Annotated in this window: 20 protein-coding genes; 3 read left to right on the top strand and 17 right to left on the bottom strand. The window is 62.5% G+C overall.

The features are described 5' to 3' along the window. Positions 1–20: 20 nt before the first annotated feature. Entirely contained in the window at positions 21–857 is an 837-nt protein-coding gene (locus BM059_RS15435) for a formylglycine-generating enzyme family protein (protein WP_074939742.1), read from the top strand. Positions 858–918: 61 nt separating this feature from the next. Then, positions 919–1,566: a 2-polyprenyl-3-methyl-6-methoxy-1,4-benzoquinone monooxygenase gene (coq7, locus tag BM059_RS15440; protein ID WP_074939745.1), complete on the top strand. Its 648-nt coding sequence runs from the start codon at positions 919–921 to the stop codon at positions 1,564–1,566. Positions 1,567–1,614: 48 nt separating this feature from the next. Here coq7 and BM059_RS15445 read toward each other — a convergent pair whose 3' ends face one another. After that, entirely contained in the window at positions 1,615–2,037 is a 423-nt protein-coding gene (locus BM059_RS15445) for an OsmC family protein (protein ID WP_037000117.1), read from the bottom strand. Positions 2,038–2,271: 234 nt separating this feature from the next. Here BM059_RS15445 and crp point away from each other — a divergent pair, with 234 nt between their 5' ends. Further along, positions 2,272–2,916 carry a cAMP-activated global transcriptional regulator CRP gene (gene crp, locus BM059_RS15450; RefSeq protein ID WP_037000119.1) on the top strand — a complete coding sequence of 215 codons (645 nt, stop codon included), beginning with the start codon at positions 2,272–2,274 and terminating at the stop codon, positions 2,914–2,916. A 48-nt stretch (positions 2,917–2,964) separates the two neighbouring features. Here crp and trpC read toward each other — a convergent pair whose 3' ends face one another. The 16 genes from trpC to BM059_RS15530 all read right to left on the bottom strand — a co-directional run bounded on the left by trpC (position 2,965) and on the right by BM059_RS15530 (position 22,432). Further along, positions 2,965–3,804 (bottom strand): indole-3-glycerol phosphate synthase TrpC, encoded by an 840-nt coding sequence (gene trpC / locus BM059_RS15455; protein ID WP_074939748.1) that lies wholly within the window; start codon positions 3,802–3,804, stop codon positions 2,965–2,967. Beyond that, the gene (gene trpD, locus BM059_RS15460) at positions 3,801–4,847 is read right to left on the bottom strand and encodes an anthranilate phosphoribosyltransferase (protein ID WP_074939749.1); all 1,047 of its coding nucleotides are present in this window, start codon (positions 4,845–4,847) and stop codon (positions 3,801–3,803) included. The genes trpC and trpD overlap by 4 nt, the downstream gene beginning before the upstream one ends. Continuing rightward, complete coding sequence (locus BM059_RS15465; RefSeq protein WP_074939752.1) at positions 4,844–5,440, bottom strand: aminodeoxychorismate/anthranilate synthase component II; 597 nt, start codon at positions 5,438–5,440, stop codon at positions 4,844–4,846. Before BM059_RS15465 ends, trpD begins: the two co-directional genes overlap by 4 nt. A gap of 13 nt (positions 5,441–5,453) precedes the next feature. Then, positions 5,454–6,944, bottom strand: a complete 1,491-nt coding sequence (gene trpE, locus BM059_RS15470) for an anthranilate synthase component I (protein WP_074939754.1) — start codon at positions 6,942–6,944, stop codon at positions 5,454–5,456. Positions 6,945–7,314: 370 nt separating this feature from the next. Then, positions 7,315–7,995 carry a phosphoglycolate phosphatase gene (locus tag BM059_RS15475; RefSeq protein ID WP_074939756.1) on the bottom strand — a complete coding sequence of 227 codons (681 nt, stop codon included), beginning with the start codon at positions 7,993–7,995 and terminating at the stop codon, positions 7,315–7,317. Then, entirely contained in the window at positions 7,992–8,666 is a 675-nt protein-coding gene (gene rpe / locus BM059_RS15480) for a ribulose-phosphate 3-epimerase (RefSeq protein ID WP_037000127.1), read from the bottom strand. Before rpe ends, BM059_RS15475 begins: the two co-directional genes overlap by 4 nt. 197 nt (positions 8,667–8,863) lie before the next feature. Continuing rightward, entirely contained in the window at positions 8,864–10,324 is a 1,461-nt protein-coding gene (gabD, locus tag BM059_RS15485) for an NADP-dependent succinate-semialdehyde dehydrogenase (protein WP_074939758.1), read from the bottom strand. Positions 10,325–10,386: 62 nt separating this feature from the next. Beyond that, positions 10,387–11,766 (bottom strand): membrane protein, encoded by a 1,380-nt coding sequence (locus BM059_RS15490; protein WP_037000130.1) that lies wholly within the window; start codon positions 11,764–11,766, stop codon positions 10,387–10,389. Positions 11,767–11,846: 80 nt separating this feature from the next. After that, on the bottom strand, positions 11,847–12,995 hold the full coding sequence (locus tag BM059_RS15495; protein ID WP_037000132.1) for an iron-containing alcohol dehydrogenase: 1,149 nt from the start codon (positions 12,993–12,995) through the stop codon (positions 11,847–11,849). 176 nt (positions 12,996–13,171) lie between these two features. Further along, positions 13,172–14,542 carry a sigma-54 interaction domain-containing protein gene (locus BM059_RS15500; RefSeq protein ID WP_074939760.1) on the bottom strand — a complete coding sequence of 457 codons (1,371 nt, stop codon included), beginning with the start codon at positions 14,540–14,542 and terminating at the stop codon, positions 13,172–13,174. Positions 14,543–14,645: 103 nt separating this feature from the next. Further along, positions 14,646–15,473 carry an ABC transporter permease gene (locus BM059_RS15505; RefSeq protein ID WP_037000137.1) on the bottom strand — a complete coding sequence of 276 codons (828 nt, stop codon included), beginning with the start codon at positions 15,471–15,473 and terminating at the stop codon, positions 14,646–14,648. 168 nt (positions 15,474–15,641) lie between these two features. Then, positions 15,642–16,889, bottom strand: a complete 1,248-nt coding sequence (locus BM059_RS15510) for an ABC transporter permease (protein ID WP_074939763.1) — start codon at positions 16,887–16,889, stop codon at positions 15,642–15,644. Positions 16,890–16,955: 66 nt separating this feature from the next. Beyond that, positions 16,956–17,987: an ABC transporter substrate-binding protein gene (locus BM059_RS15515; RefSeq protein WP_074939766.1), complete on the bottom strand. Its 1,032-nt coding sequence runs from the start codon at positions 17,985–17,987 to the stop codon at positions 16,956–16,958. 53 nt (positions 17,988–18,040) lie between these two features. After that, positions 18,041–19,138, bottom strand: a complete 1,098-nt coding sequence (locus BM059_RS15520; RefSeq protein ID WP_074939768.1) for an ABC transporter ATP-binding protein — start codon at positions 19,136–19,138, stop codon at positions 18,041–18,043. 262 nt (positions 19,139–19,400) lie between these two features. Next, the gene (locus BM059_RS15525) at positions 19,401–20,030 is read right to left on the bottom strand and encodes a response regulator (RefSeq protein ID WP_037000144.1); all 630 of its coding nucleotides are present in this window, start codon (positions 20,028–20,030) and stop codon (positions 19,401–19,403) included. Continuing rightward, positions 20,027–22,432 (bottom strand): PAS domain-containing sensor histidine kinase, encoded by a 2,406-nt coding sequence (locus tag BM059_RS15530; RefSeq protein ID WP_074939771.1) that lies wholly within the window; start codon positions 22,430–22,432, stop codon positions 20,027–20,029. Before BM059_RS15530 ends, BM059_RS15525 begins: the two co-directional genes overlap by 4 nt. Positions 22,433–22,460 lie beyond the last annotated feature (28 nt).

Raw genomic sequence — 22,460 nt, forward strand, 5'->3', positions numbered from 1 at the left:
GTCGCCGCAGGCCTCGCGTCGTGCAAGTGCTGAAAGCGCGCCGCGTCACAGTCACAGCATCCATTGCCATCGCCGCCAGCGTATTGCTGGTGAACCGACCGGCAGTGGCTATCGAGATCATCAGCGATCCGCTGCCCAGCGACGGCCAAGGCCCCGAGATGGTGGTGATTCCGGCTGGCGAATTTCGCCTGGGCGATGCCAGCGGTCGCGGCAACGACAACGAGCGCCCGCAACGCACCATCGTTTTCGCGCAGCCCTTCGCCATGGGCCGCTACGAAGTCACCTTCGCCGACTGGCAGAAGTATGCCGATGCCAACAAGCTGCCCATGCCCGATAACGAAGGCTGGGGCCTTTCCGCGCAGCGCCCGGTGATCCATGTTTCCTGGCGTGAGGCTCAGGCCTATACCCAGTGGCTGTCGCGCGAGACGGGTGCCCGCTATCGCCTGCCGACCGAGGCCGAGTGGGAGTACGCCGCGCGTGGTGGCAGTCAGAGCTATTACTGGTGGGGCGACGAGCTCGACAGCAGCGAGCAGGCGCCACGCGCGCACTGCCGCGGTTGCGCCAGCCCACGACTGTTGCGCAACAAGACGGCGGCCGTCGGTGAGTTCCCGGCCAATGCCTTCGGCCTGCACGACACGGCGGGCAATGTCTGGGAGTGGACGGCTTCGAACTTCACCCAGCGCTTCGACGGCAGCGAAACGCAGAGCGCCGGCCTGCTCGACAACAGCCCACGTACGGTGCGCGGCGGCGCCTGGAACAGTGGCCCGGTCTATCTGCGCAGCAGCATGCGCGACCTCAAGCAGCCGCATCATCGCGACTATGCCCTGGGCTTTCGCGTACTGCGCGAGCTGCCCTGAGCGCGGACGACCTGGCGACTTTGCAGTAAACTAGCCAGGTTGTTTCCTCTGGAGGTGCCTCATGGCCAGCGAACGCCAGTATTCCCCCCTCGACCGCCTGCTGCTGCAAGCCGATGCCGCGCTGCGTACGCTGCTGCCATTTAGTGGCGCTTCGGGTCGCCCCTCGCCTGCCATCGTGCAAAACGAGACCGAGCTGAGCAGCGACGAGTCGCGCCATGTCGCCGGCCTGATGCGTATCAATCACACCGGGGAAGTCTGCGCCCAGGCGCTCTATCAAGGCCAGGCACTGACCGCCAAGCTGCCGCAAGTGCGCAGTGCCATGGAGCATGCGGCCGATGAAGAAATCGACCACCTGGCCTGGTGCGAGCAGCGCATTCGCGAACTGGGCAGCCACCCGAGCGTGCTGAACCCGCTGTTCTACGGCCTTTCCTTCGGCGTGGGCGCCGTTGCCGGACTGGTGAGTGATCGCGTCAGCCTGGGCTTCGTCGCCGCCACCGAGGATCAGGTATGCAAACACCTGGATGAGCACCTGGAGCAACTGCCCGAGCACGACGCCAAGTCACGCGCCATCCTCGAACAGATGCGCGTCGACGAGCAACAACATGCCAATAGCGCCATGGCAGCCGGCGGCGTGCGCTTCCCGGCGCCGGTCAAGTTCGGCATGACCTTGCTGTCGAAGGTCATGACCAAGAGCACCTACCGCATCTGAAACGAACGAGGGCGCCATTGGCGCCCTCGTCATTTCCGGCGAACCGATTCAGCCCAGTTCGACGATTTCGTAATCGTGGCTGATGTCCACACCGGCACGGCCCAGCATGATCGAGGCCGAGCAGTACTTCTCCGCCGAAAGCTCTACTGCGCGTTTCACTTGGGCCTCTTTCAGCCCGCGCCCCTTGACCACGAAGTGCAGGTGAATCTTGGTGAACACCTTGGGCTCCTCGTCAGCGCGCTCGGCGTCGAGGAACACCTCGCAGCTCTCTACCGGCTGGCGGCCCTTGCGCAGAATGCTGACCACATCGAAGTTGCTGCAGCCACCGAGGCCGATCAACAACATCTCCATCGGCCGAATGCCGAGGTTACGGCCGCCGGCATCGGGCGGGCCGTCCATCACCACAGCATGGCCACTACCGGACTCGCCGAGAAATAAGGCGTCACCGGCCCACTGCACACGCGCTTTCATCGATATAGGCTCCGTAGAAGGAAAGGGGCGAAGAGTAGCACAGGCACCTGTCAGATCGACGGCTGGGCCAAGCACCAAAGTTCCACTTGGTTATGCTACTCAGGTCGCAAAAAAAACCCTGAATATAGTGTGTCTGTTAAGCTGGCGTCGGATTGCTGGCACACTTGCCGGGATAACAAATAAGAAATTGCCGTTGGACAAAGGCCTTCATTTTTTCATATTCGGGACTCGGGCATGGTTGCTATTACCCTTACACCTAAAATCAAGAATTTAGATAAGCTCCTCGCGCACTGTCATCGCCGCCGCTACACCGCCAAGAGCACCATCATCTATGCGGGCGATCGCTGCGAAACTCTGTTCTTCATCGTCAAAGGTTCGGTCACCATCCTCATCGAGGATGACGACGGCCGTGAAATGATCATTGCCTATCTCAATGCCGGGGACTTCTTTGGCGAGATGGGCCTGTTCGAAAAGGAAGGCACGGAGAAGGAACGCAGTGCCTGGGTTCGCGCCAAGACCGAGTGCGAAGTCGCGGAAATCAGCTACACCAAATTCCGCGAGCTCACCCAGCAGGACCCGGACATCCTCTTCGCCCTGGGCAGCCAGATGGCCGAGCGCCTGCGCAACACCACGCGCAAGGTCGGCGATCTGGCCTTCCTCGATGTCACCGGCCGCGTCGCACGCACCCTGCTCGACCTGTGCAAGCAGCCGGACGCCATGACCCACCCGGACGGCATGCAGATCAAGATCACCCGCCAGGAAATCGGTCGCATTGTCGGTTGCTCGCGCGAGATGGTCGGCCGCGTGCTCAAGTCCCTGGAAGAGCAGGGCCTGGTACACGTCAAAGGCAAGACCATGGTGGTCTTCGGCACGCGCTGAATCCGCCACACAAAAAAGCCGGCTTGATTGCCGGCTTTTTCATGCGCGTTATTCCGGGTCGGTGCCGATGACTGCAGGCCGGCCGCGCTCGGGGAAGAACAGACGCTGCAATTCGCTGCCCGGACTTTCCGCACGCATGAAGGCTTCGCCGACCAGGAAGGCGTAGACCTCGTTGATCTCCATCAGCTCGACATCGGCGCGATTGAGAATGCCGCTTTCGGTCACCACCAGGCGATCACGCGGAATACGCGGCAGCAGGTCGAGGGTGGTTTCCAGGCTGACATCGAAGGTATGCAGGTTGCGGTTGTTGATCCCCACCAGTGGTGTATCCAGGGTATTCAGCGCCCGCTCCAGCTCGGCGCCGTCATGCACCTCGACCAACACGTCGAGGCCGACATCCTTGGCCACCGTGGCCAGCTCGGCCATGCGCACGTCATCCAGGCAGGAGACAATCAGCAGCACGCAGTCGGCGCCCAGTGCGCGCGCTTCGACGATCTGGTACGGATCGACCATGAAGTCCTTGCGGATCACCGGCAGCGCACAGGCAGCACGGGCCTGCTGCAGGTACTGGTCGGCTCCCTGGAAGAAATCGATATCGGTCAGCACTGACAGACAAGTGGCGCCACCTACCTCGTAGCTGCGGGCGATATCGGCCGGCACGAAGTCAGCGCGCAGCACGCCCTTGCTCGGCGAAGCTTTCTTGATCTCAGCGATCACCGCCGGCTGCTTGCGCGCCGCCTGCTCCAGCAGCGCACGGGCAAAGCCGCGCGGAGCGTCGGCACTGCGCACGGCAGCTTCGACCTCGGCCAGGCTGACCTGGGCGCGACGCGACGCCACTTCCTCGAACTTACGGGCGACGATCTTCTCCAGTACGGTTGGTACGCTCACCCTTCGTTCTCCTGTTTGAATACCGCGGTAAAGGACACCAGCTCTTCCAGCTTCTCACGCGCCAGGCCGGTATGCAGAGCGTCATGCGCCAGCTGGATGCCTTCGCGCAGGCTGCTGGCATGGTCGGCAGCGTAAAGCGCGGCCCCGGCATTGAGCACGATCATGTCGGCAGCCTTCTGGCCATTGTCGGTCTTGCGCCGGCCCAGCGCATCGCGGATCAGTGCCAGCGACTGCTCGGCATTGTCGACAGTCAGGCCGATCAGGCTCTGGCTCTTGATGCCGAAATCCTCGGGCTGGACGCGGTATTCGCTGACCACGCCATCCTTGAGCTCGGCGACGAAGGTGGGGGCTGCCAGGCTGATCTCGTCCAGGCCATCCTGCGCATGCACCACCAGCACGTGCTCGCTACCCAGACGCTGCAACACTTCGGCCATCGGTCGGCACAGTGCCTGGCTGAACACGCCGATCACCTGATGCTTGGCGCCTGCCGGGTTGGTCATCGGGCCGAGCATGTTGAAGATGGTGCGCAGGCCCAGCTCGCGGCGCGGGCCGATGGCATGCTTCATCGCGCCGTGATGAGACGGGGCGAACATGAAGCCGACCCCGACGCTTTCGACGCAGCGCGCCACCTGCTCGGGCTTGAGCCCAAGGTAGACGCCGGCCGCCTCGAGCAGATCGGCGCTGCCGCTCTTGCCAGAGACCGCACGGTTGCCATGCTTGGCCACCTTGCCGCCAGCCGCCGCGACGACGAAGGCCGCCGCCGTGGAGACGTTGAAGATGTTCATGCCGTCGCCACCGGTACCGCAGGTGTCGACCAGACGCTCGGCGTCGATCACCACCGGCGCAGCCAGCTCGCGCATGACGCTGGCGGCACCGACGATCTCGTCGATGGTCTCGCTCTTCATGCGCATGCCCATGAGGAAGGCGCCGATCTGCGCATCGGTGCGCTGACCGGTCATGATCTCGCGCATCACCGCCTGCATTTCCTCGGTGGTCAGATCCAGCTGGGCGACGATGCGGTTGAGGGCTTCCTTGATATTCATGCGCGCACGCCTCCGGTCTGCTTGAGGAAGTTGGCGAACAGTTCGTGGCCCTGCTCGGTGAGAATGGATTCGGGGTGGAACTGCACGCCTTCGATATTCAAAGTCTTGTGGCGCAGGCCCATGATCTCGTCGACCGAGCCGTCTTCATGCTGAGTCCAGGCGGTGATTTCCAGGCACTCCGGCAGGGTTTCACGCTTGACCACCAGGGAATGATAGCGGGTCACGGTGAGCGGGTTGTTGAGGCCAGCGAACACGCCCTTGTCCTCGTGGAACACCGGGCTGGTCTTGCCGTGCATCACTTGGCGCGCACGCACCACATTGCCGCCATAAGCCTGGCCGATGCTCTGGTGGCCGAGGCAAACACCGAGGATCGGCAGCTTGCCGGCGAAATGCAGGATGGCCTCGATGGACACCCCCGCTTCGGTCGGCGTGCAGGGGCCCGGCGAGACGACGATGCGCTCGGGCTTGAGCGCTTCGATCTCGGCGATGCTCAGTTCGTCATTGCGAATCACGTGCACATCGGCGCCCAGCTCACCCAGGTACTGCACGACGTTGTAGGTGAAGGAGTCGTAGTTGTCGATCATCAAAAGCATGGTACGGCTCCTGTTATTCCTGAGTCTGGACGGCAGTCTGTTCGGCGAGCGCAACGGCGCGGAACATGGCGCGGCGCTTGTTCAGGGTTTCTTCCCACTCCAGCGCGGGCACCGAGTCGGCGACGATGCCGGCGCCGGCCTGCACGTGCAGTTCGCCGTCCTTGATCACCGCGGTACGAATCGCAATCGCGGTGTCCATGTTGCCGTTCCAGGCGTAGTAGCCGACCGCGCCGCCATAGACGCCGCGCTTGACCGGCTCCAGTTCGTCGATGATTTCCATGGCGCGGATCTTCGGCGCCCCGGACAGGGTGCCAGCTGGCAGGATCGCACGCAGGGCGTCCATCGAAGTGAGGCCCTTCTTCAGCTCGCCGGTGACGTTGGAAACGATGTGCATGACGTTGGAATAACGCTCGATGACCATTTTCTCGGTCAGCTTCACCGAACCGATTTCCGAGACGCGCCCAGTGTCGTTACGACCCAGATCGATGAGCATCAGGTGCTCGGCGACTTCCTTGGCGTCGGCCAGCAGGTCCTCTTCCAGCGCCAGGTCGGCCTCTTCGGTGGCGCCGCGTGGGCGGGTGCCGGCGATGGGCCGCACGGTGACCAGGTTGTCCTCGACGCGTACCAGCACCTCGGGCGACGAACCCACCACGTGGAAGTCGCCAAAGTTGAAGAAGTACATGTAAGGCGTCGGATTGATGCAGCGCAGCGCGCGATAAAGGTCGATCGGTGCCGCCTTGAACGGGATCGACATGCGCTGGGAAATCACCACCTGCATGCAGTCGCCAGCCAGGATGTAATCCTTGATGGCGCTGACCGAGCGCTCGTAATCCTCGCGACTGAAGCTGGAGCGAAACGCTGGCTCCTCGCCCGCGGGCTTGTTCAAATCCACGCCCAGGCGCGGAGTGAACGGCTGACGCAGCTTGTGCAGGATGTCCTGAAGTTGCGCCTGACCACGCTCGAAAGCGTCCGCCTCGGCTGGATCGGCCAGGACGATGGCGTGCATCTTGCCCGCCAGGTTGTCGAAAACCACCACGGCATCAGAGACATTGAGCAAGATATCCGGCGTGCCCAGGGCATCGGGATTGACCCCGGCAGCCAGCTTGGGCTCCACGTAACGCACGCTGTCATAGGCGAAGTAGCCGACCAGGCCACCATTGAAACGCGGCAGACCGGCGATGGTCGGCACCTTGTAGCGCGCCTTGAACTGCTCGACGAAATCCAGCGGGTCGGCGCTCTGCTGGCGCTCGACCTCGACACCATCGGTGCTGACCACGATGTCATGGCCATGCACACGCAGTACGGTACGTGCCGGCAGACCGATGATCGAGTAGCGGCCCCACTTCTCGCCGCCCTGCACGGATTCGAGCAGATAGGAATTGGGCGCGTCGGCCAGTTTCAGGTAGATCGACAGCGGCGTGTCGAAGTCGGCAATGGTTTCGCAGGCAAGCGGAATGCGGTTGTAGCCTTCAGCGGCTAAACGCAGGAATTCTTCATGGGTCATGATCAGCCTCATGGCTCGGGGAAAACGGTCGGGTGCAAACGGGCCGCACAGCGGCGGCAGGACGAGATCAGGCGCGCCAGCGCCAACGGGCCAGAGCCTTGATCACTTTCATCCAGAGTTTGCAGCTAACCACCACGGTGCGATCTCGACAGGCGGGGGAATAAGGAGAGCGGCCACGTTAGCAGCTACACACTACGCGCTGCAAGCTGGGCAAGGCGATAGCGATGCAGGAGCGGATTTATCGACGAAATCGCGGATGAATCCGCTCCTACAAAAGCTGTTTAACCGTAGGGTGGACGACGCGTCACCCGTCCACCGGCAAGGTCGCCTCGGTGAGTCGATAAAGCGCGAGCTACGCGCCCCTATCTCCCTATAACAGCTCGACCAGGCTATCGACTACCAGGCTCGGCTGTTCTTCGGCAATCGGGCGTCCATGGTTATAGCCGTAGCTCACTGCGACGCAGGGCACCGCGGCAGCACGAGCGGCCAGCACGTCGTTGCGCGAGTCGCCGACGAACAGTGTTTGCGCCGCGTCAACCCCAGCCAGATGCATCACCTGCAGCAACGCCGCCGGGTCGGGTTTCTGCTGCGGCAGGGTGTCGCCGCCGATGATCCAGCGAAAGTAACCGCCCAGGCCAACCTGTTCCAAAAGCGGCGCGACGAAGCGCTCCGGCTTGTTGGTCACCACTGCGAGTTCGACAGCCGCCGTGCTGAGGGCCTCAAGCAGTTCGTGCACACCAGGGTAGAGCGCGGTCAGGTTATGGCAGTCGGCGTAGATGTCGAGAAAGCGCGCCAGCGCCTCTTCCGTCTCGGCCTCACCGACTGCGGCGTGCTCCAGGTCACCGGCCAGGGCACGGCGCACCAGCACTCGCGCACCGTTGCCGACCCAATCACGGACTTTTTCAACGCCAGCTGGCGCACGACCCAGCTCGACCAGCATGCGGTCGACAGCCTCGGCCAGGTCCGGCACCGAGTCGATCAGCGTGCCATCCAGATCGAACATCACCAGACGCGGCAGCTCGCCACCGCACAGCGCGCGCAGCGGTTTCATCCACGCACCTGGGCCAGCTCGGCGCGCATGGCGTCGATCACGGCCTTGTAGTCCGGCTGGTTGAAGATCGCCGAGCCGGCGACGAAGGTGTCGGCACCCGCTTCAGCGATCTCACGAATGTTCTGCACGTTGACGCCACCGTCGATTTCCAGACGAATCTCGCGACCACTGGCGTCGATCAGTGCACGGGCTTCACGCAGCTTGTCGAGGGTGCCGGGGATGAACTTCTGCCCGCCGAAGCCGGGGTTGACGCTCATCAGCAGGATCATGTCGACCTTGTCCATCACGTACTTGAGTACGTCCAGCGGGGTTGCCGGGTTGAACACCAGGCCGGCCTTGGCGCCGCCCGCCTTGATCAACTGCAACGAACGGTCGACGTGCTCGGAGGCTTCAGGGTGGAAGGTGACGTAGGTGGCGCCCGCCTCGATGAAGTCACCGATGATGCGATCCACCGGTTTGACCATCAGGTGTGCGTCGATGGGCGCGGTGATGCCGTACTTGCGCAGTGCCGAGCAAACCATCGGGCCGATGGTCAGATTGGGCACGTAGTGGTTGTCCATGACATCGAAGTGGACGATGTCCGCCCCGGCGGCGAGTACGTTGTCCACTTCCTCACCCAGGCGGGCGAAGTCGGCGGAAAGGATCGACGGGGCGATGGCGAAGGGTTGCATGGCGCACCTCTGAGTGCTTGGTCACGGTGGCACGCATTGTAACGGCTGTAGAGCCTTCAATCGACTGAAGCACGCTTCGCGTAGGGTGCGACATGCCGAAGGTTTGTCCGCCACGAACCGGCAGCGACGCAGCATAAGAAGGGGTGGACAAGCTTCGCGTTGTCCACCCTACGCACTTACACCATGAGCCGCCTGGCTCAGATACCACCGAGGCAGAGGTACTTGATCTCCAGGTACTCATCCAGCCCGTACTTGGAGCCTTCACGCCCCAGGCCCGAGGATTTCATACCGCCAAATGGCGCGACTTCGTTGGAGATCAACCCGGTATTGATACCGACCATCCCGTACTCCAGCGCTTCGGCTACACGGAAGGTGCGGCCCAGATCGCGGGTATAGAAGTAGCCAGCCAGGCCGAACTCGGTGTCGTTGGCCTGACGCACCACGTCGGCTTCGTCACTGAAGCGAAACAGCGGCGCCAGCGGGCCGAAGGTCTCTTCGCGGGCAACACGCATATCCGCGGTGACGCCGGTGATGACCGTGGGCTCGAAGAAATGCCCACCCAACGCGTGCGGCTTGCCACCCTGCAACACCTCGGCGCCCTTGGCCAGCGCGTCGGCCAGATGAGCCTGCACCTTGGCCATGGCATTGCCATCGATCAACGGGCCAATGACGACGCCGGTTTCATCACCAGGGCCAACCCGCAGTTTGGCCACAGCCGCAGCCAGTTTTTCGGCAAAGGCGTCGTAGACGGCTTCATGCACGTACAGGCGATTGGCGCAGACACAGGTCTGCCCGGCGTTGCGGTACTTGGCCACCAGCGCACCGTCTACCGCGGCATCGAGATCGGCATCCTCGAAGACGATGAACGGCGCATTGCCACCGAGCTCCAGCGAGAGTTTCTTCAGAGTCGGCGCACATTGCTCCATCAATTTGATGCCGACGCCGGTGGAGCCGGTAAACGACAACTTGCGCACGATGGGGTTGGCGCACAGCTCGGCGCCGACTTCACGGGAACGCTCGGCATCGGCCGGCAGCACACTGAACAACCCGGCCGGGATCCCCGCGCGCTCGGCCAGCACGGCCAGCGCCAGGGCACTGAACGGCGTCTGTGGCGCCGGTTTGAGCACCATGGCGCAGCCAGCGGCCAACGCCGGGCCGGCCTTGCGAGTGATCATCGCCGCAGGGAAGTTCCAAGGCGTGATGGCCGCCGCCACGCCAACAGGCTCCTTGGTCACGATCAGGCGCTTGTCCGGCTGATGACCGGGAATGGTGTCGCCATAGACGCGCTTGGCTTCCTCGGCGAACCATTCGATGAAGGATGCGGCGTAGAGCACCTCACCGCGCGCCTCGGTCAGGGGCTTGCCCTGCTCGGCTGTCATGATCCGCGCCAGATCGTCCTGATTGGCCAGCATCAGCTCGTACCATTTGCGCAGCCGCGCCGCGCGCTCCTTGGCCGTCAACGCACGCCAGGCGGGTTGGGCAGCCTGCGCCGCCTCGATGGCCTGGCGGGTCTGCGCACCGCCAATGTTCGGCACGTTGCCCAGCGATTCGCCGTTGGCTGGGTTGAAGATTTCGCTCACATCGCCATTGCTGGCGTCGCACCACTGGCCGTCAATATAGGCCTGATGGCGCAGCAGATCGGGATCGTTCAATTGCATGATGTTCTCCTGCAGCCGAGGGAGGAGATCGCCCCCCGGCTGGATAAGGGCCTCGAAAGGCGTCACTCGGCGGGCGGCAGATCCTTGGTAAAGGTCTGGTCGTTCTCACCACGGAACATCTGTGCCCCGTAGATCAGCGCGCAAAGGCCGACGCCGATGGCGAAGGCCCAGCCGGCGCCCTTGATTGCCAGCACCGCACCGATCACCCCGGCGATGCCAAGATCGCGCTGGCTACGCGCCTCCATGATGCCCAGGCGCACGCTGACGTAGCCCTGGATCAGCAAGGTCAGCGCCAGCGCCACGCCGAGAATCGGCTGCAACAGGGTCACCACCGGCAATAACAGCAGACCAGTGTTGGTGCCCCAACGGAACGAGCCGACACCGCCGTAGATGGACTTCATCGCCTTGGCGCCGCCCTTGAAACGCTCGGTGATCACCACCTGCATCGCCGACCATTGCGGGCCGCACATGGCCACGTCCGGGCCGAAGATGCTCATGAATGCATTGCGCCCGCCGAAGATCAGGTGCGAGCGGTTGGGGTTGAAGTCGACCTTCTCGTCACGGCGAATGTGATCGGCCTCGCCGAGAATCGCCCTGGCTCCCAATACGTCACCAAACACCACCAAATAGGCAGCCAGCACAGTGGGAATGGCGGTGACGAACATCATCAGCGGCGGCATGCCAAGGCCGAATACGGTGTACTCGTTCCACAGGGTGGCAAAGTCCGGTTTGCTGATGCCCCACTCGATGCTCGGCCAGGGCGCCTCGCCGAAGATAGGCGCGACGAACACGGCCAGGAGGATGATCGGGAAGATGCCGAGCTTGGCGAAGTTCCACCAGAAGCGGTTGCGCTTCTTCAACTGCTGGAAGTGAAGGGAGAACACCAGGTAGAAAGCGATACCGACAGCGATGGAAATGGTCCAGGGGAAACTGTCGAAGCGACCGCCCTCCTTGAATACCGTCACCACCGCACTGAGGCCCGCGCCCATGATGATGCCCGCCTTGAGCGCAGAGGGCACCAAGGACACCACCTTGCGCGCCATGCCCGTCATGCCCAGCCCTATCGAGAACACACCTAGCATCAACTGGAAGGCAATCAACGCATGGATGCGCTCCTGCCCCTCCGGAAACTGGCTGCAGTAGGCCATCAGCAGAGGAATCGCCGGGGTGATCCAGCCCGGTACGACCGGGTCTCCCAGCAGGTGATGGGTCAGGTACAGAAGACCGTTGAGCATGACCACGGCCAGTGCCACCTCGAAAGGCATGCCGAGAAATTCCGTCATCAGCGGAATCGCCGCCAGGTCGACCGCACACATGAGCAGGCCCTGCATGTAGTCGGAGATCTCGAAGCGGTAATGAATAAAAGGCAGACGCACCTTGAATGGCCCCACCGGCCAGTAAGGGGCTTCCACACCAAGGTCTTGTTGATGCAGTTCGGACATTTGAATCACCCAGCTTTATTAGAGTTGTATGTCAGCCGGCCCCAGCACGCTGGGGCCTTTCATCTTCTTCGTTGCGGTAATCAGTAGGCAGAGCGGTAGATCTGCTCGATGTCGCCAGCAGTCAGGCGGCGCGGGTTGTTGCGCATCAGGCGATCGATCTTGCTGGCCTCCTCGGCCATCGCCGGGATGGCATCTTCCGGCACACCGAAGCTGCGCATGCCCTTGGGAATGTCGACGCTGGCACACAGCTCAGCCATGGCCTCGACGGCCAGGTCGGCAGCAGCCTTGTCGCTCAGGCCATGCGTCTGCATGCCAAGGGCAGTTGCGATCTCGGCCATGCGCTCGACGCAGGCCAGCTTGTTCCAGGCCATCACGTAGGGCAGCAGCAGCGCGTTGCTGACGCCGTGAGCGATGTTGAAGCGCCCACCCAACGGATAAGCCAGCGCATGCACAGCGCCAACGCCGGCATTGCCGAAGGCCATGCCGGCCATCAGGCTGGCGGTGGCCATATCCTCGCGAGCGACCAGATCAGTCGGATTGGCATAGGCCTTGGGCAGCGCCTTGGCGATCAGTTTGATCGCGCCAATGGCCAGAGCATCGGTGATCGGCGAGGCATTGACCGACAGGTAGGACTCCACCGCATGCACCAGCGCATCAACGCCACTGGCTGCGGTCACGCTGCGCGGGCAGGTCAGGGTCATCACGGGGCTGACCAGAGCCACGTCAGGCAGCAAGTAGTCGCTGACGATGCCCTTTTTCAATTGCGCCTGCTTGTCCGACAGGATCGACACGTTGGTCACTTCCGAACCGGTGCCAGCGGTGGTCGGAATGGCAATCAGCGGCGGACCTTTGCGTTTGATCTGATCGACGCCGAACAGCTCGTCCAGTGCACCGTCATGACCGACATAACCGGCCACCGCTTTGGCGATATCGATGGCGCTACCACCACCGACACCGATCAGGCCATCGTGGCCACCATCGCGATAGGCCTTGGCACAGGCCTCGACGATGGCAATCTCCGGCTCCGGCTCCACGCCGTCGAAAATGCCGTAGGCACGCTCACCCAGTTGCTTGAGCACGTGATCAACCGTACCTGACTTGATCAGGATGGCGTCGGTGACGATCAGCGGGTTGGCGATATTCAGTCGGGGCAGTTCGACCGCCAGTTGCTCCACGGCACTCTGGCCGGTCAGCAACTTATTGGCGATCTTGAATGCAGCAATACTCATCAGCAGGCCCTTATGCGTTGTTGTGCTGAACGGGTTCAGGGCTTGCCATAGCCATTCCTGTGCCAGCTCGCTGAAAGTGGCGTGGTAGAAGGCTTGCGTCGATTTGTCACAGCGCTGCGCAGAACTCGAACGATCAGAAAACCAATCAAATGAGTGTATTTTGATCCATTTTTTAATCAGCCCTGTTCCCAGCGCTTCATCTTCTGCACCAGCGTCGCCTGACTGAGACCAAGCACCTTGGCCGCTTCGCGGGTGGTCTTGTGTTGCATCAGCGCACGGCGGATGAGACGCCGCTCAAGGTTTTCTACCTGTTTGCGCAGCGGCAGCAAGTCGCCTTCACCTACGTCGCTGCGAGCGATGCGCATCTCCTCCGGCAGATCGAACAGCTCGATGCGCTCGCCGCTGACGGTGACCACCAGGCGTTCAACCAGATTGATCAGCTCACGGATGTTGCCGGGCCAGCCGTAATCAGTCAGTGCGTCGAGCGCTTCGAGTTCCCAGCTCAGCACTCGGCCATAACGCTGATTGAATTCGGCCAGGTAAAAATCCAGCAGCGGCTGAATTTCCTCGGGGCGCTCACGCAAAGCCGGAATGTGGATCGGCACGACGTTGAGGCGGTAGTAGAGATCGGCACGAAAACGACCCTCGGCAACCATCTTGCGCAGGTCATGGTGGGTGGCGGTGATGATGCGCACGTCCACCTCCTTCAACTCCAGCCCACCGACCGGGATGAAACGGCTCTCCTCGATCACCTTGAGCAACTTGACCTGCAGCGGCAGTGGCAGATCACCGATCTCATCGAGAAAAACCGTGCCCTGGTGAGCCAGTTCGAGCAGACCGCGTTTGCCCTTGCTACCAGCACCGGTGAATGCGCCCGGTACATAGCCGAACAACTCGGCCTCGATCAGATTTTCCGGCAATGCACCGCAGTTCAGCGCCAGGAATGGCTGCGCTGCGCGCGGGCTGCTCTTGTGGATGTACTGGGCGATCAAGGTCTTGCCAACGCCGGTTTCCCCTTGCAGCAGCACCTTCACATCGCTGCTGGCGACCTGTCGCGCCTGCATGAAGACACGCCCTGAAGCAGGCTGATCAGCAACGGGAGAGGCATCGAGCAGATCGTCACGCTGCCCGGCATGCAGCTTGGCCGTGCTGTTGCGCAACTGTTTCAGCTGCTGCAGCTCGTCGCGTTCATGCTTCATGCGCAGCAGCTCGGTCATGTCGCGCACGGTGCTGACCACGTAACGCACCCGGCCATCGGCGGCGAAGATCGGCGTACCACTGACCAGCAGACGTTTGCCCTGGCTGACGCTCTGCATCAGCGACAGCGCCTTGCCCTCCTTGAGCACGCGCAAGGACACCGACTGCGAGATCACGCCCTGCTCCACCAGCGCCTGCATGTGCTGGCCTATGACGGCCTCGGCACGCAGCCCGGTCAGGCGCTCATAGGCGCTATTGACCTTGAGGGTAATGCCATCGGCGTCGGTGATGTAGACGCCGTCATGCAACGCGTCGATCAACTCGCGAAATCCGGGATCATCGAAGTCCATCTGGCCGCCTTGTTACGCCGGGAAAACGGAACATTCTACGCCCAGAAACGAGCAAGGCCCCGCCGGTTTCCCGGCGAGGCCCTGAACAGGTAGCTACGGCAATTTATTCCGGCGTCGAGGTGCGCAGCTTCTCGCTACGCCCACGCAACCACTCCAGAGTCAGCAGCAGCAGCACGGAGAAACCGATCAGCAAGGTCGCGGCAGCAGCGATGGTCGGCGACAGGTTCTCGCGGATGCCGCTGAACATCTGCCGCGGCAGGGTGGCCTGTTCGGGGCCGGCGAGGAACAGGGTCACCACCACTTCGTCGAACGAGGTGGCGAAGGCGAACAACGCACCGGAGATCACGCCCGGGGCGATCAGCGGCAAGGTCACACGGCGAAATGCGGTCAGCGGCGAGGCGCCGAGGCTGGCGGCGGCGCGCACCAGGTTGTGGTTGAAGCCCTGTAGCGTGGCCGACACGGTGATGATCACGAAGGGCACGCCGAGCACGGCATGCACCAGGATCAGCGACAGGTAGCTGTTGCCCATGCCCAACGGCGCGAAGAACAGGTAGCTGGCGACACCGATGATCACCACCGGGACGATCATCGGCGAAATCAGCAGGCTCATTACCAGCGCCTTGCCGCGGAACTCGCCACGGGTCAGGCCAATGGCTGCCAGGGTGCCAAAGCCCATGGCCAGCATGGTCGCGGCAGGGGCGATGATCAGGCTGTTCTTCAGCGAGCGCATCCAGTCGGCAGACATGAAGAAGTCTTCGTACCAACGCAGTGAGAAGCCCTGCAGCGGGTAGACAAGAAAGGTGCCGGAGTTGAACGACAGCGGCACGATCACCAGCACCGGCAAGATCAGAAATAGCAGGACCAGGCCGCAAAGGATGCGCAGGCCGTAGTACCAGAGGCGCTCGATGGGGGACATGTAGGGGCTGAGCATGGGTTTTACTCCAGTGAGCGTTTTAAGCTCCCCTCTCCCACTTGTGGGAGAGGGGCTGGGGGAGAGGGTTTGGTAAAACCGCCCTCTCCCGCCCTTCGGGCACCCTCTCCCGCAGGCGGGAGAGGGTCATCAGATGGCCTGCTACGCAGGCGTGTTCTATAGCCGTTTTTAGCCAAGCCTCAGCTTGCTCGCGCCAACCAGCCAGCTGTACACCACGTAGAGCACCAGGGTCGCACCCAACAGCAAACCGCCAAGGGCGGTGGCCATGCCCCAGTTGATGGTGGTGTTGGTGTAGAAGGCGACGAAGTAGCTGATCATCTGGTCGTTCGGGCTGCCCAGCAGCGCCGGGGTGATGTAGTAGCCGATGGACAGGATGAACACCAACAGGCAACCAGCGCCGACACCGGCCAGGGTCTGCGGGAAATACACTCGCCAGAAGCTGGCGAACGGATGGCAACCAAGCGACACCGCCGCGCGCATGTAGCTGGGCGAGATGCCCTTCATCACGCTGTAGATCGGCAGGATCATGAACGGCAGCATGATGTGCACCATGGCCACGTAAACACCGCTGCGGTTGAACACCAGTTGCAGCGGTTGCTCGATGATACCCAGCGACATCAGCGCGCTGTTGATCAGCCCGCCCGACTGCAACAGCACGATCCAGGCTGCGACCCGCACCAGGATCGATGTCCAGAAAGGCAGCAACACCAAGATCATCAACAGATTGCCTGAGCGAGTCGGCAGGTTGGCCAGCAGGTACGCCAATGGGTAGGCCAGCACCAGGCAGATGGCGGTGATCACCAGGCTCATCCAGAAGGTACGGGCGAAGATATCCAGGTAGATGGACTGATCCGGCGTGGCCTTGGCCAGTTCGCCAAGGTCGTCGATGCGGTGATCGAGCGCGGCCAGCAGGTAGTATGAAGTGACCGACGAGGCATTGCGGCGGATCACCTGCCAATAAGCAGGATCGCCCCAGCGCTCGTCCATATCGAGAAAGGCCTCCTGGTAGGACGCCGGTTCCTCGCGCAGCGGTAGCTTGCGTGCGGTGCTGCTGACCAGGCTACGGAAGCCCGCCAGTTCCATGTTCAGGCGCTTGGACAAGTCGCCCAGACTCTGGTTACGCCGCGCTTCGAGCATATCGCTGGCAATCGCTCGGTATACCGACTCATCCGGCAGACCACGACCATCCCAGGCGGAGATAGCCTCGACGGTAAGCGGCAGGCTGCCGACTACCTCCGGGTTATCCACGCTACGCATGAGCAGCGCGCCGATGGGCAGCAGAAAGGTCAGCAGGAGAAACAGCAACAGCGGCAGGATCAGCGCCTTGGATTTCAGGCGATTGAAACGCTCGGCACGAGCCAGACGCTGCTTCAGGCTCGGCCCGGGCAACTCGGTGGCAGGCAGTACGGCGGCCATGGACAACTCCGCAAGCAAGAAAGGAATTCAGACGGCCCCGCCATTGGGCGGGGCCGGGTAGGCGACTTAACGCGCGGCCCAAGCGTTGAAACGTTGCTCCAGCTGCTCGCCGTAGTCAGCCCAGAAGGTCACGTCGATGGCCACCTGGTTGGCGATGTTTTCCGGCGTGGTCGGCATCAGGTTCAGACGCTCCGGCGCCAGCAGCTCAATGGCTTGCTTGTTGGCCGGACCGTAGGCGATGTTCTCCGAGTAGGTCTTCTGCGCTTCAGGCTTGACCGAGTACGCGATGAACTCCTTGGCAACTTCCACGTTCTTGGCGCCACGCGGGATGGCCCAGGAATCGAAGTCGTAGATGCCACCGTTCCACACCACCTGCAGGTTGCTCTCGGCTTGTACGGCAGCGATGCGGCCGTTGTAGGCCGAGCTCATCACTACGTCGCCGGAGGCGAGGTACTGCGGCGGCTGTGCGCCGGCTTCCCACCACTGGATGTTGGGTTTCAGCTCATCGAGCTTCTTGAACGCACGATCCTGGCCTTCCTTGGTAGCCAGCACCTTGTACACGTCCTTGACTGGCACGCCGTCGGCCATCAGGGCGAATTCCAGGGTGTACTTGGCGCCCTTGCGCAGGCCGCGCTTGCCCGGAAATTTCTGCACGTCCCAGAAATCGGACCAGCTGGTCGGTGCCGCACTGAGCTTGTCGGCGTTGTAGGCCAGCACCGTGGACCAGACGAAGAAGCCTACACCGCAGGGCTGAATAGCACCGTCGATGAAGTTGGCCTGATCACCGAACTGCGCCGGGTCGAGTTCCTCGAACAGGCCTTCGTCGCAACCGCGAGCGAGTTCCGGCGACTCCACCTCCACCAGATCCCAGCTCACACTACGGGTGTCGACCATGGCTTTGACCTTGGCCATCTCACCGTTGTATTCACCGCCGATCACCTTGTTGCCGGTGTCCTTCTCGAAGGGTTCATAGAACGCCTTGACCTGCGCCGCCTTGTTCGCGCCGCCGAAGGATACCGCCGTCAGATCCGCCGCCAGTGCCGGCATGGCACAGCTAACGCCCAGGGCCAACGCCGCGAGCTTCAGGGATTTCGTCATTCTTATCAGCTCCTCTGTGTTACGGGGTAAAGGTGAAGCACTGCGCGCAACGCTCACTCGGTTTGGAGTGGGTCGAGCGCGCGGACATGCTCGACAGACCAGCCGAGCGGAACCAGGTCACCAACTGCCAGGGCCGGATCGAGCTCGGCCACGGGTTGTTTGACGTAGAAATCGGATTTGCCACAGACCTCCATGCGCATGCGTACGTGGTCGCCCAGGTAGATGAACTCGGCGATGCGCCCGGAGAAACGGTTCGGGCAGGCCTCGCTGTGACCATTGAGGCGGATGCGCTCGGGGCGAATCGACAGGCTCACCTGCTCCCCTACCGCGCCAACGTTGACGGCCATGGCACGTACTTCCTCGCCACGCGCCAGGCGCACCACGCACTGCTCGCCGTCTCGACTGATCAGCTCGCCGGGCAGACGATTGTTCTCACCGATGAACTGGGCGACGAATGTGTTGTGCGGGGCTTCGTAGAGTTCACGCGGCGGGGCGATCTGCTGGATTTCGCCCTGGTGGAACACGGCCACGCGGTCAGACATGGTCAGCGCCTCGCCCTGATCGTGGGTCACGTAGACCACAGTCACGCCGAGGCTCTGGTGCAGGTGCTTGATCTCCATCTGCATGTGTTCACGCAATTGTTTGTCCAGCGCGCCAAGCGGCTCATCCATCAGCACCAGTTGCGGCTCGAACACCAGGGCGCGAGCCAGCGCCACGCGTTGCTGCTGGCCACCGGAAAGCTGGCCCGGATAACGGTTGCGGAAGCTGTCGAGCTGCACCATCGACAGCGCGCGCTTGACCCGCTCGCTGATGTCGGTGCGCGACATGCCGCGCACGCTCAACGGGAAGGCCAGGTTCTCGGCCACGGTCATGTGCGGGAACAGCGCGTAGTTCTGGAACACCATGCCGATATCACGCTTGTGCGGCGGCAGTTTGTTCAGGGAGCGGCCATCAAGGAGGATTTCGCCAGCGGTCGGCGTCTCGAAACCGGCCAGCATCATCAGGCTGGTGGTCTTGCCGGAACCGGACGGGCCGAGCAGGGTCAGAAACTCACCCTTGCGGATATCCAGGTTGAGGTCTTTGACGATTAGCGTTTCGCCGTCATAGCTCTTCTGTACGCCACGGAAGCTCACCAGTACATCGTTTGCCATCACACCACACCCTTGTTCTTGTCTCAGGCCGATGACCCAAGATTAGGTCGGCGAGACAAGGTGAAAAATCGGGCGGGATGACAAGCTGATATCAGGCGCGAGGAGAATCTGCTGTAGGAATTGCCCTACAAAATCCGAGTGATCACCTCGGTTATGCAGTGCATGAAAACCGTGGGAGCGGCTTCAGCCGCGAAGCTTCGCGTTCTCAAGCCAATCGCGGCTGAAGCGGAATGCCGCCCAGCCGCTCCTACAGATTCCGCTCTCAGACCAGGCGATGCTCCATGGCGTAACGCACCAGATCGGCCATCGAGTGGGCGCCGAGCTTCTGCATCAGGCGCGCCTTGTGCGTGCTCACCGTCTTGTTGCTGATCGCCAGGTGCAAGGCGATATCGTTGACGCCCTCACCCCGCACCAAGCGCTCGAACACCGAGAACTCGCGCTCGGACAGCTGTGCATGAGGCGGTCGCGAATCGGTCAGGCCGACTTCGAAGACCATGCGGTCGGCCAGCGCCGGATCGATATAGCGGCCACCTCCGGCCACCTTGCGAATGGCAGTGATCAGCAGCGCCGGGTCGCTGTCCTTGGTCGCGTAACCGGCAGCGCCAGCCTTGAGCGCGCGCGCCGCCATTTGCGCTTCGTCGTGCATGGACAGCACCAGAATCGCCGGCGCATCGTTCAACGCACGAATGCGTGGAATGGCCTCCAGACCGTTGACGCCAGGCATGGAGATGTCCAGTAGCACCACGTCGCAGGGTGTGCGGCGCAGCACCTCGATCAGTTGCTCGCCATTACAGGCTTCGCCGGCTACCTCGAGATCACGCGCCATGCCGATCAGTTGCTTGATGCCTTCCCGCACGATGGTGTGGTCTTCGGCCACCAGTACCTGAATCACGCTGCGATCTCCTCTTCCAGATTTATGCGCGCACACAGGGTAGTGCCCTCGCCTGGCTGACTGTCAATCTGCAACTGGCCACCGAGCATGAACATGCGCTCCTGCATACCGACCAGACCGAAGGACTGTCCGGGTTTGCGCAGCCCCGGATCGAAGCCCTTGCCGTCGTCGACCACCGACAGGCACAAGGCGCCGCCCTCCAGCCATAGACGCACCTCGACGCTGTGCGCCCCGGCATGACGCATGACGTTGGTCAGTGCCTCCTGGAGGATGCGGAACAGGCCAATGGCCTGGGCATCCGGCAACCGCGGCAGGTGCTCCGGAACGTCTACCAGGCAGGGAATCTGCGTACGCTCCTCGAAACGCCGCACCTGCCATTCGATGGCCGAGGCGATGCCCGCATCGAGAATCGGTGGGCGCAATGCCGTGGCCACATCGCGTACCAGCTGGAATAACTGAGCGATCAGGCGCTTCATGCTATTCAGGCGCTCGTCCAACTCAGGGATCTGTCCGGCACAAACCAGCTCGCACATCGCCGTCTCCAACTTGAGCACGGTCAGCACCTGCCCCAGCTCGTCATGCACTTCACGGGCGATGCGAGCCTTCTCCTCCTCACGCACACTCTCCAGGTGCGCCGACAGCTGACGCAGCCGCGCGCGCGAGTCGGCCAGGGCCAGTTCGGCCAGCTTGTTCTCGGTGATATCCCAGAGAATCCCGTCCCAGACTACCCGGCCATTGCCCAGCGGCCGCGCGGTGGTGCGGATATCCGCCCACAGCACCTCCTGCTCGGCAGTGAGAATGCGCCCCTGCCAGTACCAATCGCTCTCGCCCTCGAGCGCCAGCGTCTGGCTGTTCAGGTAGCTGCTCAGGTCCTCCGGGTGCACCAGGCTGCGAATCCCGCGCTCCTCGCGCTGCAGCTGCTGCGCCGGCCAGCCGACCATCTCCTGACTGGCTTCGCTGATGTAGGCAAAGTTGACCACCGCTCCCGGCCCGGCGCGCTCCAGACGAAACACCAGGCCAGGCACGTTGCCGGCGATGCCCTTGAAGCGCGCCTCGCTCTCCTCCAGCGCCGCACGAGCACGGCGGCGCTCGGTAACGTCGCTGAGAAACACCACCAGGTACTCGGCCTGGCGATAGCGCAGAAAACTCAGCGACACGTCAGCCGGCATACGGCTGCCATCGGCGCGTATGCAGTCGACCTCGAAACTGGGTGAACCGTCATCCTGCTCGCGCACTCGTTTCCATAGATTGAGCCAGCGATCCATGTGCAGGCCTGGTTCCAACTGGCTCAGCGGCTTGTCCACCAGTTGGCCGGCGGCATAACCGAGCATGCGTTCAGCGGCGCGATTGGCATAGCGCAGGTGGCTGTCCCAGTTGACCCAGAGAATACCCACCGTGCTGTGATCGATGGAGAACTGGCTCAGGCGCAACGCTTCTGCCGCCTGCTGGTGACGGTCAAGCTCGCCACGAGCCCCCAACAACCCACGCTCCAGCAAACGTGTCTGCTGCCTTTGCCGATAGAGCGCGGTTGCACCAAGCATCAGCACCAGGCCGAAAAACAGCGCCAGGGTTTTCCAGAAGCCGACGAAGTCGGTGGATTGCGGATAGCGCAGCGGCATCCAGGTTTCCCGCAGCTCCTCCAACTCGCGCGCCGGCAGCGCCTGCAGGGTCCGGTCGACGATAGCGGACAACAGTAGCTGATCGCGGCGCGTTGCCAGACGCAGGAGTTGTGGCAGGCCGATATCACCGACAATGCTCAGGCTGGAGAAACGCGATTCGCGCAGCAACAGGCTGAGGCTTGCTTCATCCAGCACCGCGTAGCTGACTTCCTGATTCAGTACCAGCAGCAACGCCGAACGCTCCGAAGAGGTCGCACGCAAGCGCAAGTTGGTATGGGTGCGCTCAAGATATTCGGCAGCCTGGCTCGGCGAGCGCAACGCGACCACCTGCTCCAGCGGCAACTGATCGAGATCCACCGCGCCACTGCCGCTGCGTTCGCCGACCACCAGATGCGGCACACGCAGGTAGGGCATGGAGTAATGCCAGATGCGCAGGCCAGCCGGTGTCTGCTGCAGGCCTGGCGCCAGGTCCACCTCGCCAGCGCTGGCAGCCCGCTCCAAAGCCTCCAGGTTTGGATACAGACGCCAGTCTGGCGCCACGCCCATGCCTTCGAGCAAACGCTTCATCAGCTCGACATTAGCGCCCGTGAGCTGCCGGTTCTGGCCACGTTGTACCCAGGGTGCCTGCTGAGTCAGGCCGATACGCAATACAGGATGATTGTCGAGCCAGGCGCGCTGCTCAGCATCGAAAGCCGGACGTAACGGCATGCGCGCACTCTCGGCCCAGGCACTGCAGGCAGACAGAATCAGCAGGAGGGTGAGGGAGTGGAGAAGGGATTTCATGCACGGCAAATCCGCTGGCGCGATCCCC

This window comes from Ectopseudomonas composti (assembly GCF_900115475.1).
Taxonomy (GTDB): Bacteria; Pseudomonadota; Gammaproteobacteria; order Pseudomonadales; family Pseudomonadaceae; genus Aquipseudomonas; species Aquipseudomonas composti.